Origin of the sequence: Xenorhabdus vietnamensis (assembly GCF_002127535.1) — a bacterium.
GTDB classification, from domain to species: domain Bacteria; phylum Pseudomonadota; class Gammaproteobacteria; order Enterobacterales; family Enterobacteriaceae; genus Xenorhabdus; species Xenorhabdus vietnamensis.
In genome coordinates, this window is sequence record NZ_MUBJ01000011.1 from 44,266 (window position 1) to 58,288 (window position 14,023).

The 14,023-nt window shown below is 42.1% G+C and carries 13 protein-coding genes and 1 tRNA gene; 9 read left to right on the top strand and 5 right to left on the bottom strand.

From position 1 onward, the window contains the following. Window positions 1-217 precede the first annotated feature (217 nt). The 5 genes from treB to Xvie_RS11320 all read left to right on the top strand — a co-directional run bounded on the left by treB (window position 218) and on the right by Xvie_RS11320 (window position 5,861). Window positions 218-1,651 carry a PTS trehalose transporter subunit IIBC gene (treB, locus tag Xvie_RS11300; RefSeq protein ID WP_086109426.1) on the top strand — a complete coding sequence of 478 codons (1,434 nt, stop codon included), beginning with the start codon at window positions 218-220 and terminating at the stop codon, window positions 1,649-1,651. 18 nt (window positions 1,652-1,669) lie between these two features. Further along, the gene (gene treC / locus Xvie_RS11305) at window positions 1,670-3,334 is read left to right on the top strand and encodes an alpha,alpha-phosphotrehalase (RefSeq protein WP_086109427.1); all 1,665 of its coding nucleotides are present in this window, start codon (window positions 1,670-1,672) and stop codon (window positions 3,332-3,334) included. A gap of 266 nt (window positions 3,335-3,600) precedes the next feature. Further along, on the top strand, window positions 3,601-4,935 hold the full coding sequence (locus tag Xvie_RS11310) for a PI-PLC domain-containing protein (RefSeq protein ID WP_086109428.1): 1,335 nt from the start codon (window positions 3,601-3,603) through the stop codon (window positions 4,933-4,935). 119 nt (window positions 4,936-5,054) lie between these two features. After that, complete coding sequence (locus Xvie_RS11315; RefSeq protein WP_086109429.1) at window positions 5,055-5,534, top strand: hypothetical protein; 480 nt, start codon at window positions 5,055-5,057, stop codon at window positions 5,532-5,534. After that, entirely contained in the window at window positions 5,535-5,861 is a 327-nt protein-coding gene (locus Xvie_RS11320) for a lysozyme inhibitor LprI family protein (protein ID WP_086109430.1), read from the top strand. It abuts the gene before it with no gap. Between the two features lie 261 nt (window positions 5,862-6,122). Here Xvie_RS11320 and Xvie_RS11325 read toward each other — a convergent pair whose 3' ends face one another. Together Xvie_RS11325 and Xvie_RS11330 are read right to left on the bottom strand one after the other, a co-directional pair. Then, the gene (locus tag Xvie_RS11325; protein WP_086109496.1) at window positions 6,123-6,572 is read right to left on the bottom strand and encodes a GNAT family N-acetyltransferase; all 450 of its coding nucleotides are present in this window, start codon (window positions 6,570-6,572) and stop codon (window positions 6,123-6,125) included. Between the two features lie 161 nt (window positions 6,573-6,733). Beyond that, on the bottom strand, window positions 6,734-7,201 hold the full coding sequence (locus Xvie_RS11330; RefSeq protein ID WP_086109431.1) for a nuclear transport factor 2 family protein: 468 nt from the start codon (window positions 7,199-7,201) through the stop codon (window positions 6,734-6,736). Window positions 7,202-7,309: 108 nt separating this feature from the next. On the opposite strand from Xvie_RS11330, the gene Xvie_RS11335 reads away from it, so the two are divergent. Beyond that, entirely contained in the window at window positions 7,310-7,876 is a 567-nt protein-coding gene (locus Xvie_RS11335) for a TetR/AcrR family transcriptional regulator (protein ID WP_086109432.1), read from the top strand. A gap of 119 nt (window positions 7,877-7,995) precedes the next feature. On the opposite strand, the gene Xvie_RS11340 is transcribed toward Xvie_RS11335, so the two are convergent. Further along, window positions 7,996-8,090, bottom strand: a tRNA-Sec gene (locus Xvie_RS11340). 224 nt (window positions 8,091-8,314) lie between these two features. On the opposite strand from Xvie_RS11340, the gene prlC reads away from it, so the two are divergent. Together prlC and rsmJ are read left to right on the top strand one after the other, a co-directional pair. Next, window positions 8,315-10,357, top strand: a complete 2,043-nt coding sequence (prlC, locus tag Xvie_RS11345; protein ID WP_086109433.1) for an oligopeptidase A — start codon at window positions 8,315-8,317, stop codon at window positions 10,355-10,357. A 6-nt stretch (window positions 10,358-10,363) separates the two neighbouring features. Then, window positions 10,364-11,107, top strand: coding sequence for a 16S rRNA (guanine(1516)-N(2))-methyltransferase RsmJ (gene rsmJ / locus Xvie_RS11350; RefSeq protein ID WP_086109434.1), 744 nt, complete (start codon window positions 10,364-10,366; stop codon window positions 11,105-11,107). Window positions 11,108-11,271: 164 nt separating this feature from the next. On the opposite strand, the gene gdhA is transcribed toward rsmJ, so the two are convergent. Together gdhA and uspA are read right to left on the bottom strand one after the other, a co-directional pair. Next, window positions 11,272-12,615 carry an NADP-specific glutamate dehydrogenase gene (gene gdhA, locus Xvie_RS11355; RefSeq protein ID WP_086109435.1) on the bottom strand — a complete coding sequence of 448 codons (1,344 nt, stop codon included), beginning with the start codon at window positions 12,613-12,615 and terminating at the stop codon, window positions 11,272-11,274. 260 nt (window positions 12,616-12,875) lie between these two features. Continuing rightward, on the bottom strand, window positions 12,876-13,307 hold the full coding sequence (gene uspA / locus Xvie_RS11360) for a universal stress protein UspA (protein ID WP_086109436.1): 432 nt from the start codon (window positions 13,305-13,307) through the stop codon (window positions 12,876-12,878). Between the two features lie 365 nt (window positions 13,308-13,672). On the opposite strand from uspA, the gene uspB reads away from it, so the two are divergent. Further along, window positions 13,673-14,002 (top strand): universal stress protein UspB, encoded by a 330-nt coding sequence (gene uspB / locus Xvie_RS11365; RefSeq protein ID WP_086109437.1) that lies wholly within the window; start codon window positions 13,673-13,675, stop codon window positions 14,000-14,002. Window positions 14,003-14,023 lie beyond the last annotated feature (21 nt).

The window sequence follows — 14,023 nt, forward strand, 5'->3', positions numbered from 1 at the left end:
TAAAAAACCTTTAACTTCAAATCAATAACATAAAATGTGATCTAAAACTCAAACAAAGCATCTTTTCGTATTCAAAATACTAAGATCTGTCTAGGATTAATCTGCTATTATTTCAGTCTATTCATGATCTCATCACAAGAGTAATCATTCTGTTAATCGCACTGTTAATCAAAAGATCCCGTTATCTATAACTCCTGCCATACAAAGGAGAAAAGGCATGAAAAAAAAACAAATAAATCAAAAGGATGTTGATAATCTTATCACCTTGATTGGTGGAAGAGAGAATATTGCTTCCGTCAGTCATTGTATTACTCGCCTCAGATTCGTTCTTAATACACCAGAAAATGCCGACGCCAAAGCCATCGAGGAATTGCCTATGGTTAAGGGGTGTTTCACCAATGCCGGGCAATTTCAGGTGGTGATTGGGACGAATGTGGATGTCTATTATAAAGCCCTGCTTGAAACCACAGGGAAACAATCTGTTAATAAAGAAGATGTTAAACAAGCTGCTCGTCAAAATATGAAATGGTATGAAAATGCAATTTCACATTTTGCTGAGATCTTTTTTCCATTACTGCCCGCCCTGATCAGTGGCGGTTTAATTCTTGGTTTTCGTAACCTGATCGGGGATATCCCATTTAGTGAAGATAAATCGCTCGCTCAACTCTATCCTGTTTGGCACAGTATCTATGATTTTCTCTGGCTCATCGGTGAAGCGATATTTTTCTACCTCCCTGTAGGTATCTGTTGGTCTGCCGTTAAAAAGATGGGCGGAACGCCAATTCTGGGGATTATTCTCGGAATTACGCTGGTTTCTCCGCAATTGATGAATGCTTATCTGCTGGGGCAGCAAGCGCCCGAAGTCTGGAATTTCGGCTGGTTTACAATTTCTAAAGTCGGTTATCAGGCACAGGTTATTCCTTCTTTATTGGCAGGTCTAACATTGGGATGGATTGAAACGCGGCTGAAAAAATGGGTACCAGACTACCTTTACCTTGTTATTGTTCCTGTAACTTCTCTACTACTGGCAGTTTTCCTTGCTCATGCTCTGATTGGCCCTGCCGGACGTGCTATCGGGGATGGCGTTGCCTGGGCAGTCAAAGGATTAATGACCGGCAGCTTCGCTCCCATCGGAGCCGCCTTGTTTGGTTTCTTTTATGCTCCTCTGGTGATTACAGGGGTACACCAAACAACGCTGGCAATCGACCTGCAAATGATCCAAAGCACCGGGGGAACCCCAATCTGGCCTATTATTGCGTTGTCTAATATTGCTCAAGGTTCTGCGGTTGCCGGAATTATCTGGGCCAGTAAGAAACAAAAGGAACGCGAGGTTTCTATTCCCGCGGCAATTTCAGCCTATCTGGGTGTAACTGAACCAGCCATGTATGGTATCAACCTCAAATACCGTTACCCAATGTTCTGCGCGATGATTGGCTCGGCTCTGGCCGGGCTGATTTGTGGGCTTAATCATGTGACTGCTAATGGCATCGGTGTTGGAGGGATTCCGGGAATTCTTTCTATCAAGCCTCAGTTTTGGATGATTTATCTTATTGCTATGCTCGTCACAATTATTGTGCCATTCCTGCTGACCGTTATAAGTTATCGTAGAAATGAACGCAAAGCGACCTTACCCAATGAAATAGCCAATTAATTTTGCAGGTATCTATTTATGACGGAACAAAAACCATGGTGGATGGATAGCGTTATCTACCAAATTTATCCAAAAAGTTTTCAGGATAGTACCGGTTGCGGCACAGGAGATATCAACGGGATCACCCAACGGCTGGATTATCTACAGCGGCTCGGTGTTGATGCCATTTGGATCACTCCAATTTATCCATCTCCACAAGTTGATAATGGCTATGATGTCGCCGATTATTGTGCCATCAATCCTGATTATGGCTCCATGGAGGACTTTGATAATTTGGTGAAAAATGCCCACGACCGGGGCATGCGCATCATTTTGGATATGGTTTTCAATCATACTTCAACCCAACATCCGTGGTTCCAAGCCGCGCAGGACGTTGATAGCCCTTACCGTCAGTTTTATATCTGGCAGGATGGCTCTGAAAACTCTTTGCCCAATAACTGGAAATCTAAATTCGGCGGTAACGCGTGGCAATGGCACGCGGAAAGTCAACAATATTACCTTCACCTGTTTGCAGTAGAACAAGCTGATTTAAATTGGGAACATGAACCAGTTCGCGCCGAGCTGAAAAAAATCTGTGAGTTCTGGGCTGATCGTGGTGTTGATGGCTTACGGTTGGATGTCATTAATCTTGTCTCAAAACAGCAGGACTATCCTGATGATAATCACGGCGATGGCCGTCGATTCTACACAGATGGCCCACGGATACATGAATTTTTGCAGGAAATGAGCCGTGATGTCCTCCAACCCAAGGGATTGATGACCGTCGGTGAAATGTCCTCCACGGGCCTGGAGCACTGTCAACGCTATGGGGCTCTCGACGGAACCGCGCTGTCCATGACGTTTAATTTTCACCATCTAAAAGTTGATTATCCAAATGGGGAAAAATGGACTCTCGCAAAACCAGATTATGTTGAGCTGAAAAAGATTTTCTCAACTTGGCAGCAAGGCATGCACCAAAAAGCGTGGAATGCACTCTTCTGGTGTAATCATGATCAACCTCGCATTGTTTCTCGATTTGGGGATGAGCAGCAGTACCACAAAATATCCGCAAAAATGCTGGCAATGGTACTGCATGGTATGCAAGGTACGCCTTATATCTATCAGGGTGAAGAGTTGGGCATGACAAATCCTCACTTTACGCACATTGAGGACTATCGGGATATTGAAAGCCTGAATATGTATCAGGAGCGTATTGAGAAAGGCATGCAACCAGAAGATATACTGGCAATTCTAGCGCAGAAATCCCGTGACAACAGCCGAACCCCCATGCAGTGGAATGATTCTGTAAATGCAGGATTCACCACAGGAACGCCGTGGATTGCGCCTTGCCATAATTATTCAGAGATCAACGCCGAAACCGCATTACAGGATGAAGATTCCATCTTCTATTGCTACCACAATTTGATTAAATTGAGAAAGCAGCAACCCATTCTGACATATGGTGATTACTTGGATCTGTTGCCAGAGCACCCCTCTCTGTGGTGTTATCTGCGTCGTTGGCAGGATCAAACCCTGCTGGTCATTGCAAATCTAAGTGATGAAACGCAACTTTGGTCTCCAGAACCGTCTCTTTCAAACAAAGAATGGCAGGTACTAATAAGTAATTATTCATCTTCTGCAAAGATAGATCATGAAATAAAAATTAAACCTTATGAGTCAATATACTTACTTTCTACACAATAATTTTTATGTCATATAATTTGTCATAAGATATTTTAGATACTCTACCTCGCTAAGAATAAAGCGAGGTAGAGTATAATCTATAGAAAACATTAATAGTGCTAATCGCAGGTCAAATAAAACATAAGTAAACATCATGTTTTATTGAAATTAATAACAAATAAAAAATACACATTAGATCATATATGATATTTTATAATTTACGCCACACTTTAAAAGTGATATATAAGCAGAAAGATGCAATTTCCTTTTAACAAGGAGAGCTAATCATGAATAAAATCATAAATCTAATTCTAGTTAACAGCACAAATTCCGTTTGGAAAAAAACGTTAAAAAACTATCAGAATGTGGATGTTTCAAACTTCCCAGAATCCATCAAATCTAAAAAAGATCGTTACTTCTCTATTTCATATGATGATAACAATATAACTGATTGTAATTTTGAAATAAAATATCAAATAATGGATTCTCAAAATAATAGTTTTATAATACGAGGAAGGTATAAAATAGAAATTGGAAGATTCGATTTAGAAATTTACCTAGATAATTTAGAAACAAGAAACCATAAGAAAGACTCTATAGTCAGCCTTGCGTGGAAACCAAATGAATTGGTTCATTTCTTTCTTATTGGTGATGCTGGTAATTATATAGGTCCTGATATAAATACCGAATCTTGGATGCAAGACCATCGCAATATACTGGGAGAACTTCCTATAAATAAACTTTGTATTCCGGGTTCCCATGATGCAGGAATGAGTGCAGTGACATGGAAAACCTTTTTGGCTGCTAAATGCAATACTCTCACTCAATCTAATAATGTCTTAGGGCAATTGAAACTCGGTATAAGATACTTTGATATTAGGCCTGTCCTTAGTGATGGAGAATTCTTTACTGGTCACTATAGAAATATAGCCATATGGGAAGGTGCAAATGGTGAATCAATTAAATCTATTATTGATGGAATTAATTTGTTTACGGAGTCTCATAATGAGCTGATAATAATAAGGCTTGATCATTCCCTCAATTTAGATGTAGGTTTACTTAAAAAATATCGTCCTTTTAACCAAAAGGATTGGTTTGTTTTATTCGATCAATTAGCTAACATTAAACACTTATACTATCATAATGGTAAGAAAGATATTTCTGAATCAACTTTAAATACCTTGACCAATGATGGAACTCGTCCTGCCGTTTTATTCTTTATAGAAAATAAAAAAGCCGTTGTTGATCTTGGTAAGTATAAAAACGCAGGTTTTTTTTATCTTAGTGAGTTAGGCATGTATCATCTTTACTCTAATACAAATAGCGTATTTCAAATGGGTTCAGACCAAATTAAAAAGATGAATGACTATTCTCCAAAACAATATTTTGAATTATCATGGATACTAACTCAAAGTCCTGCGCAAGCAACGACGTGTGCTACAACACTCACCTCTGATATTAAGCATTTGGCAAATGAAGCAAATGATAAATTAGTTACATATCTTCACCAGCATATTACAGACACGGTGTATCCTAATATCATTCTTATTGATAATGTGAGAGATACTGTAGCCGCAACTTTTTCTCTAGCTATCAATTGGAGAATATCTTCTTCTAAATAAGAATAGAAAATATGTCCTTTAACATTGCTCTTGTTGATATGTAGCTATATTTTCATGCAATGGCACCTATACAAAATCTGTGCCATACTTTTTTAGTCTCAAACAAGGAGTATGCCATTATGCTTTACTCAAAATACTTAACTTATTTGGGGGCAAGCTGTTTACTATTATCAGCCTTTGCACAAGCGCAAGCACCATCTCAACAATTATCCCCAAGTCAGAAGCAATACCTGCAACAACAAATTAATGAACAAACGACAGATAAATCTGCTCTGCCAATGGTAAAGGATTGGTCAGATGCCAAAAAAGTGGCCGAGTTTATTTGTCGCCCTTTTGCTTTGCCCATCATTAAGCAACATTACAAAGATGCTGATAAAGTTTTCCTTGGTGACGTGTCACCGGATAGCATGAGACTAGAACACTCTTCTGAGTTGAACGGTATAGGTATGTATAGGACAGATGATGGCTGGCACGATATTCGATTCTCCTGCAAATTAAATGCAGCCGGCAAAGCCCAGTCATTCAAGTTTGAAAAAATTGTGACACCAAAATTGCAGACTGGACCGGGGCCTGTCGTTCCTCCCCACAAGGAGAAGTAAATGAAATATCTCTGGTTTATGTTACTTACCTTCACTCCCCTGAATTTTGCTGCCAGTTTTGACTGTACAAATGCCAAAACGCCGGATGAAAAAGTAATTTGTTCAAATTTAAAACTGAATGATCTGGATGTGGAAATGAGCGTGAAATATCATTTTCTGCGGGGGTTGTTCGCCATGGGAGTATCAGGCGAGATGTATGATAGCCAAACTGCATGGCTGAAACAGCGCCAAAAATGTAAGGGTAATACTGCCTGTTTATTGCAAAGTTACCATCAACGCATTAATCAACTTGATAAACTGTATGATTTAATAGAGAAACCACTTTGATAGTCAATATTCAGGAACTCAGGGAAAGATTATCTTTCCCTGAGTTTTTTATAAGAAATGATGTAACAGTACTGAAGCATGAAGGTTTACCTCTTAACGAAGCAAAACGCTCTTAAAGACATATTACTATTATCGAAAAAACCAGACAGATTGTGCATCTAAACCAAGTTTATCGTATATTTGCCCGCCAATACCGGAAATAGACTTGAAACAACATCTTTTTCAACATCAACCAGAATTATTGCCAAGCAATAAACGCAACTACTCTTTCTTATAAATGTCAGGGCGAACTATTTGCCAAACACCATTTTCACGATTAACGGGAGAATAGCCGAATTTTTCATATAACCAAGGTGCCGTTGACGTCACGAGCATAATTCTCCGTAACCGTTGTATAACAGGATGAGATTGGCAACACATCATCAACCATCGACCTAGTTGTTGTTTCTGGTATTCTTCTAATACGTAAACATCACATAAATAGCCAAAAGTTGCAAAATCTGTCACGAGTCTGGCAAATCCTATTTGGACTTTACTTTTATACAACCCAAACGTCAGACTGTTTTCAATAGAGTGCTGTACTGTTTCGAAATCAATTCCTTCTGCCCAACGGGAGCGTGTAAGAAATTGGTGAACAGCAGTGATATCTAATAGCGATTTGTCTGTTGAAACTTGATAGCTTTCTTTTTGCCAATGGAAGTGTTGTTCCATATTTTTATTCTCCAATATAGCACCATTCAGTATATTGAAATTCATATGAACCGGAGAAATGGTTATTAAAATGTGTTTAACTGTGGCCAGTCTTAGCTGACCACCAGAACCCAGAAATATCCTTTCTTATAGATAATTGTATTTGTCTACAAAAAAGACCATTAAAGCCCGTATTCGGAAAGTCCGGGGTGATCATCAGGCCTGCGTCCCAGCGGCCACAAGAAGAAGCGTTCTTCTTCCCTGATCGGCATATCATTAATACAGGCATATCTGTTGATCATAAGTCCTTGTTCGTTAAACTCCCAGTTTTCATTGCCATAACTACGATACCAGTTTCCTAAATCATCATGCCATTCATAGGCGAACCTGACAGCAATGCGGTTCGCATCATAGGCCCACAACTCTTTAATCAATCGATATTCTAGCTCTCTTGACCATTTTCGGCGTAAAAATTCCACTACAGCTTCACGCCCATCAACAAACTCTGCACGATTGCGCCAATGAGTATCCGGAGCATATACACCTGAAACTCTCTCAGGGTCACAACTGTTCCATGCATCTTCAGCCAGACGTACTTTTTCAGTCGCTGTTTCCTTGTTGAAAGGAGGTAATGGAGGACGGATTTGCATAATGTTACTCCTTGTTAGTTAAGTAGACAGAGTTGTCTACTCATTTTTATCGTAATACAAGTAGACAACTCTGTCTACTTGTCCGATAATTTTATTAAAGGAGCCACCATGCCAAAAAAAATCTCAACTGCACGTGAACGTATTCTCCAAGTTTCCCATGATCTCTTTTATCAGGAAGGGATTAGAGCAACAGGGATAGACCGTATCATCAAAGAAGCCTGTGTCACCAAAGTCACCTTCTATCGGCATTTCCCCTCTAAAAATGATTTGATTATGGCTTTTCTCGAATACAGACATCAGCGCTGGATTAATTGGTTCAGTACGACGTTATCTGCTGAAATGTCTGTCTATGGAACCCTCATAAAAGCGCTTCCGGCAGTACTGAAGAAATGGTTTATAAGCACAGAATTCCGCGGCTGTGCTTTTATCAATTCTGTGGTTGAATTTTCTCAGGCATTACCTGAAATACAGCCTGTCGTGCAATCTCATAAGCAGGAAATGACAGAAATTCTCGCTGAATTCCTGCCCGCCACATCTGAAAAATTGGCACTAGCTAAACAAATTACATTGCTCATCGATGGAGCCATTGTCATGGCGCAATATGGTGAAGAGGGTAATCAAGTTACATCTCTAGTGGAGAAATGGTTGTCATCGAATTCGGAGCTTCAGAATTAGTGAACACTGTCAGTAAAAATCGTACCGAATTCATCGCTTACAGCTCATTCATTTGATTGATTAATTCATTTGAAAATAAGGAATTTTTAGGCTTAATGTGGATATATTCGGACAATGCGTGGCGGAAAATCACAGGAGTCGAACCTGCCAAGGGTCGCTGGCAACCCCATCTGGATTTGAAGTCCAGCCGCCCCACCGGGGACGATGATTTTCCATTAAATAAATTGATGAGCGGGGATTATAGCGCGTCTCTAGTCATATCTAAACTTCTCTATGACTTCTCAGATCTCTGATAGAAATAGAGCCTATTTACTCGCAGAAAAGTGCGGCATTAGCATTGAACTCACGGTATCTTATCCCCATCTATCGTCAACAACCCATTGGGATATAGGGCAGGTTTCGGCCTATATACTCAACTACACATATAAGGCGCTCATTATGACTAATCCGTTACTGACACCTTCTGCATTGCCTAAGTTCTCTGCAATTGAACCAAAACATGTCGTGCCTGCTGTGAAAGAGACGTTAGCCAACTACCGTCAAGTAATTGAGAAAATTTTATCCGGAAACTCCGCCTTTACTTGGGATAATCTGTGCCAACCCATTTCAGAAGAGAAAGATAAACTTTCCCGCGTGTGGTCTCCTGTTGACCATCTGAATGCTGTCAAAAATAGTCCAGAGCTTCGTGAGGCCTATGAGCAAAGCCTGACCCAGCGTTCTGAGTTCTATACTTGGCTGGGGCAACACAAAGGGTTATATCAAGCATATAAGTCTCTGAAAGAGAGTGACGCTTTCAAGGCTCTTTCCCAGCCACAGCGCAAGGTTGTTGAAGATACTTTGCGTGATTTTGAATTAACTGGTGTCGGCTTGCCAGAAGAAAAGCAGAAACGTTACGGTGAAATTACTGCCCGTTTATCTGAGCTGGGTGCAAAGTTCGGTAATAATGTGCTGGATGCCACCATGGGATGGACCAAGCTGATTACCGATGAGTGCGATCTGGACGGTATGCCTGAAAGTGCCAAGGCCGCCGCCAAAGCCGCTGCTGAAGCCAAGGGGCAGGAAGGATGGTTGCTGACGCTGAATATGCCCAGTTATCTGCCGGTCATGACCTATGCCGATGATAGTGAACTGCGCGAAGAAATGTATTACGCCTATACAACCCGGGCTTCTGACCAAGGACCTGATGCCGGAAAATGGGATAACAGTAAAGTCATGGCGGAAATACTTTCGTTGCGTCATGAACTCGCCCAATTGTTAGGATTCAAGAACTATGCTGAAGATTCTCTCGCCACCAAAATGGCCAAAACTCCTCAGCAAGTGCTCGATTTCCTGAACGATCTCGCTAAACGTGCCCGCCAACAAGGTAAGGAAGAGTTGGAAGCTCTTGCCGATTTCGCCGAGTCTCACTATTGGGTTGATGAGCTGGAAGCATGGGATCTGCCATATTATAGCGAGAAGCAAAAACAGCATGACTTCTCCATTGATGATGAGCAGCTCCGCCCTTATTTCCCTGAACAACGCGTACTGGAAGGGCTGTTTGAAGTCATTCGTCGCATTTATGGTATCACCGCCAAAGAACGACACGATGTAGATACATGGCATCCTGATGTACGTTTCTTTGATCTGTACGATGACAAGCAAGTATTGCGCGGCAGTTTTTATTTAGATCTCTATGCACGTGAGCATAAACGCGGTGGTGCGTGGATGAACAGTTATGTCGGCAGAATGCGTCGTTCGTCTGGAGAATTGCAAAATCCTGTCGCTTATCTGACTTGTAACTTCAATAAGCCAATCGGTGATCAGCCAGCGCTGTTCACGCACAGTGAAGTCACAACGCTGTTCCATGAGTTTGGACATGGCCTGCACCATATGCTGACTCAGATTGAAGCCCTGGATGTTGCCGGCATTGATGGTGTGCCATGGGATGCAGTCGAGTGCCCAAGCCAGTTTATGGAAAACTGGTGCTGGGAACCGGAAGCACTAGCATTTATCTCCGGCCACTATCAAACGAATGAACCACTGCCGCAAGAGATGCTGGATAATATGCTGGCAGCCAAAAATTATCAGGCTGCGATGAAAATCCTGCGCCAGCTTGAGTTTGGTCTGTTCGACTTCCGTCTGCATGTGGAATATGACCCAGCTAAAGGGGCACAAATTCTGGAAACGCTGCGATCAGTGAAGAAACAAGTTTCTGTTGTACCATCACCTGATTGGGGACGCTTCCCGCACTCCTTCAGCCATATCTTTAATGGTGGTTATGCAGCGGGTTATTACAGTTATCTATGGGCGGATGTTCTGGCAGCAGATGCTTATTCTCGCTTCTCGGAAGAGGGAATTTTCAATCGCACGACCGGCCAGTCATTCCTCGACAATATCCTGGCCCGTGGCGGTTCAGAAGATCCAATGACACTGTTTGTCCGTTTCCGTGGCCGTGAACCAAAACTGGATGCAATGCTGAAAAGCTACGGCATCGGTGGATAATAACCTGTGAAGATTTGTTTGATTTGTGAAGAAGGCGCTGATCGCAGCGCCTTATCGCTGTTGGCTGAACGCTGGGATCTGATCCACGATGAAGAATCAGTCATGGCTCTGGTATTAACTCCCGAACGGCTGGAACTGCGCAAGCGTGATGAGCCAAAGCTGGGCGGGATTTATGTCGATTTTGTTGGCGGAACAATGGCACACCGTCGCCGCTTTGGTGGTGGTCGTGGCGAAGCTGTCGCTAAGGCCATCGGCATCAAGAAAGATTATTTACCGAATGTCGTGGATGCCACCGCCGGATTGGGGCGTGATGCTTTTGTACTGGCTTCTATCGGCTGTCACGTCAGCATGTTGGAGCGCCACCCCGTGGTAGCTGCATTGTTGGATGATGGCCTACAACGTGGTTATAAGGATGAAGAGATTGGCGACTGGCTGAAAGAGCGTATGACGCTGATCCACGCCTCAAGCATTACGGCATTGACAGATATCACACCACCGCCGGATGTGGTTTATCTCGATCCAATGTATCCACACAAGCAAAAAAGCGCACTGGTCAAAAAAGAGATGCGGGTTTTCCAATCTCTGGTCGGGGCTGATGAGGATGCAGACAATTTGCTTGAACCTGCTCTGGCGCTGGCGAAACGTCGGGTTGTCGTGAAACGGCCTGATTATGCAGAGCCGTTGGCAGGGGTTAAAGCATCCGCTGCAATTACCACCAAAAACCATCGGTTTGATATTTATCCTTGCTGATCACATATCAGGAAAGCCTGCCTTATGAAGTGAACTCCTTATATTGGACACTTTATATGGCGGTTATACGGTCTGAACCCGATATTGTACCGGGCTCAGGTCGTTTAACTTAATTTTTCATCATAATATTCTATTGTCGAGGAAATTACCTTTACGTAACCAATCTACACAATGCCCTGTGACAACATCGCATCTGCCACTTTGACAAAACCAGCGATATTAGCGCCCTGTACATAATTGATCTGTTTCCCTTCTCCACCATATTCTACGCAAGCGTGATGGATATCGAGCATGATGTGGTGTAAGCGAATATCCACTTTCTCTGCCTTCCAACTCAGGCGCGCTGCGTTCTGTGCCATCTCCAGCCCTGAAGTTGCCACTCCGCCCGCATTGGCAGCTTTACCCGGTGCAAACAAAACGCCTGCTTCACGGAAAGCATCAGTAGCCGCAATCGTTGCTGGCATGTTGGCTCCTTCCGCAACCGCTTTCACACCATTTTTAATCAACGTCTTCGCCGCTTCCAAATCCAGCTCGTTCTGAGTCGCACAAGGCAGGGCTATATCCACAGGAATGGCCCACGGATCTTGCCCCTTAAGGAAAGTCAGCCTGCGCTCTTTGGCATACTCTTCCACACGACCGTAACGCTGATTTTTAATCTCTTCAAGGTGAGCCAGTTTCTCCGGCGTAAAACCTTCTTCATCCAAAACTGTACCGCCAGAATCCGATGCAGTAACAACTTTTGCCCCCAGTTCCATACATTTTTCAATGGAATATTGAGCGACATTCCCTGCCCCAGACACAGACACCCGCATACCTTCAATCCCCATGCCATGACGTTTAAGCATTTCATGGGTGAAATAAACCAGCCCATAGCCGGTAGCTTCGGGGCGGATCAGGCTGCCACCAAAAGAAAGACCTTTGCCCGTAAAAACGCACGCCGTATTGTTGGACAATTTTTTCATCATGCCCGCCATAAAACCGACTTCACGTCCACCCACGCCAATATCCCCGGCAGGCACATCAGTATCAGGCCCCAAATGACGGTAAAGTTCTGTCATCAATGCCTGACAGAATCGCATGATTTCTCCGTGGCTTTTCCCTTTGGGATCGAAATCAGAGCCTCCTTTTCCACCTCCCATTGGCAGTGTTGTCAACGCGTTCTTCAATGTCTGCTCAAAACCCAAAAATTTCAGGATAGAAAGGTTAACAGAAGGGTGGAAACGCATCCCTCCTTTAAATGGCCCAATGGCAGAACTGAACTGCACTCGCCACGCACGGTTTACCTGCACTTTGCCTTGATCATCAACCCAGCAGACACGGAATTGAATGACTCTTTCCGGCTCTACCAGACGCTCCAATAATCCTTGCTCACGATATTTCGGATTTTGTTCAAGAAAAGGCCAAAGAGAGGTCAACACTTCTCGTACTGCCTGTAAGTATTCTGGTTGATGTGGATTATGGTACTGAATCGAATCAAGAAATGAGACTAAAGATGATGAAACATTCATGTAGAGCTTCCTTTATTGTCATGCAGAAGTGATGACTCCCAGCCATTTTCCATATTATTTTTTTGTCGAAAATGCGAGGTAAGTACGGTTTGCTTTCTGAATATAGCACTGTTTTATGCTTAAATTTCAACAACTATTTTTTGTAATATTTCCTAAAAATATCTTTGACAATTTCTAAAGCAGTTTCATCATCTTTTCTGGAGACAAAAAAATCGCCTGCATAAGCAGGCGATTTTACAGAATAAAATATCAGCCGAAGATTATTCTTCGTCACGCAAAGGTACAATTAACATATCAACATGAACGGTATTAATAAGCTGGCGAGCCGAAGACATCAACTTGCTCCAAAAATCCTGATGGTGGCCACATACAACCAAATCCATATCGTATTGTTTGATAGCATCAACAAGAACCTGCCCTAAATCACCACTACCACTCAAAGTTTCTTGAACGGGGTAGCCTGCGCTGGCAGATAATTCTTTCAAAGAATTACGAGTTTCATCCGCGATACGCTCCTGCATATCGCCAAGATTTACATCAATAAGGCCGGTATAAAGATCAGAGTAGTTAACATCAACATGGATCAGGGAAACTTTGGCATTGTACGGTTTCGCCATTGATACAGCTTTCTCCACCAAGATCTGACTTTCTGGAGATAAATCAACAGCAACAAGAATATGCTTATAAGCCATAAGAACTCCTTCCATAACGTCGATTAAATGGATTGGCAACATTAAACGCCATGATTCGATGTTTATACTATAACTGTTCAATGTATATTTTGAGTGTCGTTTTGATCACAACTTATTGTTTTACTTTCTTTACTACCTGAAAACATAGAATAGTTCCAAGAAAAACAACATCACTGGCAACTTACCCACAATAACTGATTATAGACCTAACCGATTTCCAGTTGCAGCCCTACTATAAACACCTAAAACGCTATATTTTTCACTAAAATTTAATATAGTTATTATTCAAATTACAATTTTTTACTATTGGTTTTTTCTTTATTAGAAATTAGCCGCTTTTGCTGACTCAATCAGAAGGGGGAAATATGTTCAGTGCCATCGCACTATTTTGGGCTGCTTGCCTTATCTGCATTATTAACATACTTCGCTATTTTTCTTCGCTCCGTGTACTGTTGTCAATTTTGCGCGAATCAGATCCAATGCTGTACCAATCCGTTGATGGGAATGGTTTTTTTAAAGCTAATGGTCAGTTCAATAAACAGATTCGGCTGGTGCGCTATATCAATTCACAAAGTTATATCAACCATCACGACCCTGATGTCGTCTTATTGTGCGAAAGAATGAGGAAACAATTTATATTGACGGAAATACTGTGTGGCGTTGTTCTGCTATGCCTGATAGCAATTATGATTTAACGTAAATTTGAGATATGAATG

Excerpts from the sequence above, each read along its gene's own strand:
- uspB (WP_086109437.1), top strand. The coding sequence starts at position 13,673 with ATGTTCAGTGCCATCGCACTATTTTGGGCTGCTTGCCTTATCTGCATT.
- treB (WP_086109426.1), top strand. The coding sequence starts at position 218 with ATGAAAAAAAAACAAATAAATCAAAAGGATGTTGATAATCTTATCACC.
- Xvie_RS11315 (WP_086109429.1), top strand. The coding sequence starts at position 5,055 with ATGCTTTACTCAAAATACTTAACTTATTTGGGGGCAAGCTGTTTACTA.
- gdhA (WP_086109435.1), bottom strand. The coding sequence starts at position 12,615 with ATGAATGTTTCATCATCTTTAGTCTCATTTCTTGATTCGATTCAGTAC.
- Xvie_RS11335 (WP_086109432.1), top strand. The coding sequence starts at position 7,310 with ATGCCAAAAAAAATCTCAACTGCACGTGAACGTATTCTCCAAGTTTCC.
- uspA (WP_086109436.1), bottom strand. The coding sequence starts at position 13,307 with ATGGCTTATAAGCATATTCTTGTTGCTGTTGATTTATCTCCAGAAAGT.
- Xvie_RS11320 (WP_086109430.1), top strand. The coding sequence starts at position 5,535 with ATGAAATATCTCTGGTTTATGTTACTTACCTTCACTCCCCTGAATTTT.
- treC (WP_086109427.1), top strand. The coding sequence starts at position 1,670 with ATGACGGAACAAAAACCATGGTGGATGGATAGCGTTATCTACCAAATT.
- Xvie_RS11330 (WP_086109431.1), bottom strand. The coding sequence starts at position 7,201 with ATGCAAATCCGTCCTCCATTACCTCCTTTCAACAAGGAAACAGCGACT.
- prlC (WP_086109433.1), top strand. The coding sequence starts at position 8,315 with ATGACTAATCCGTTACTGACACCTTCTGCATTGCCTAAGTTCTCTGCA.
- Xvie_RS11325 (WP_086109496.1), bottom strand. The coding sequence starts at position 6,572 with ATGGAACAACACTTCCATTGGCAAAAAGAAAGCTATCAAGTTTCAACA.
- Xvie_RS11310 (WP_086109428.1), top strand. The coding sequence starts at position 3,601 with ATGAATAAAATCATAAATCTAATTCTAGTTAACAGCACAAATTCCGTT.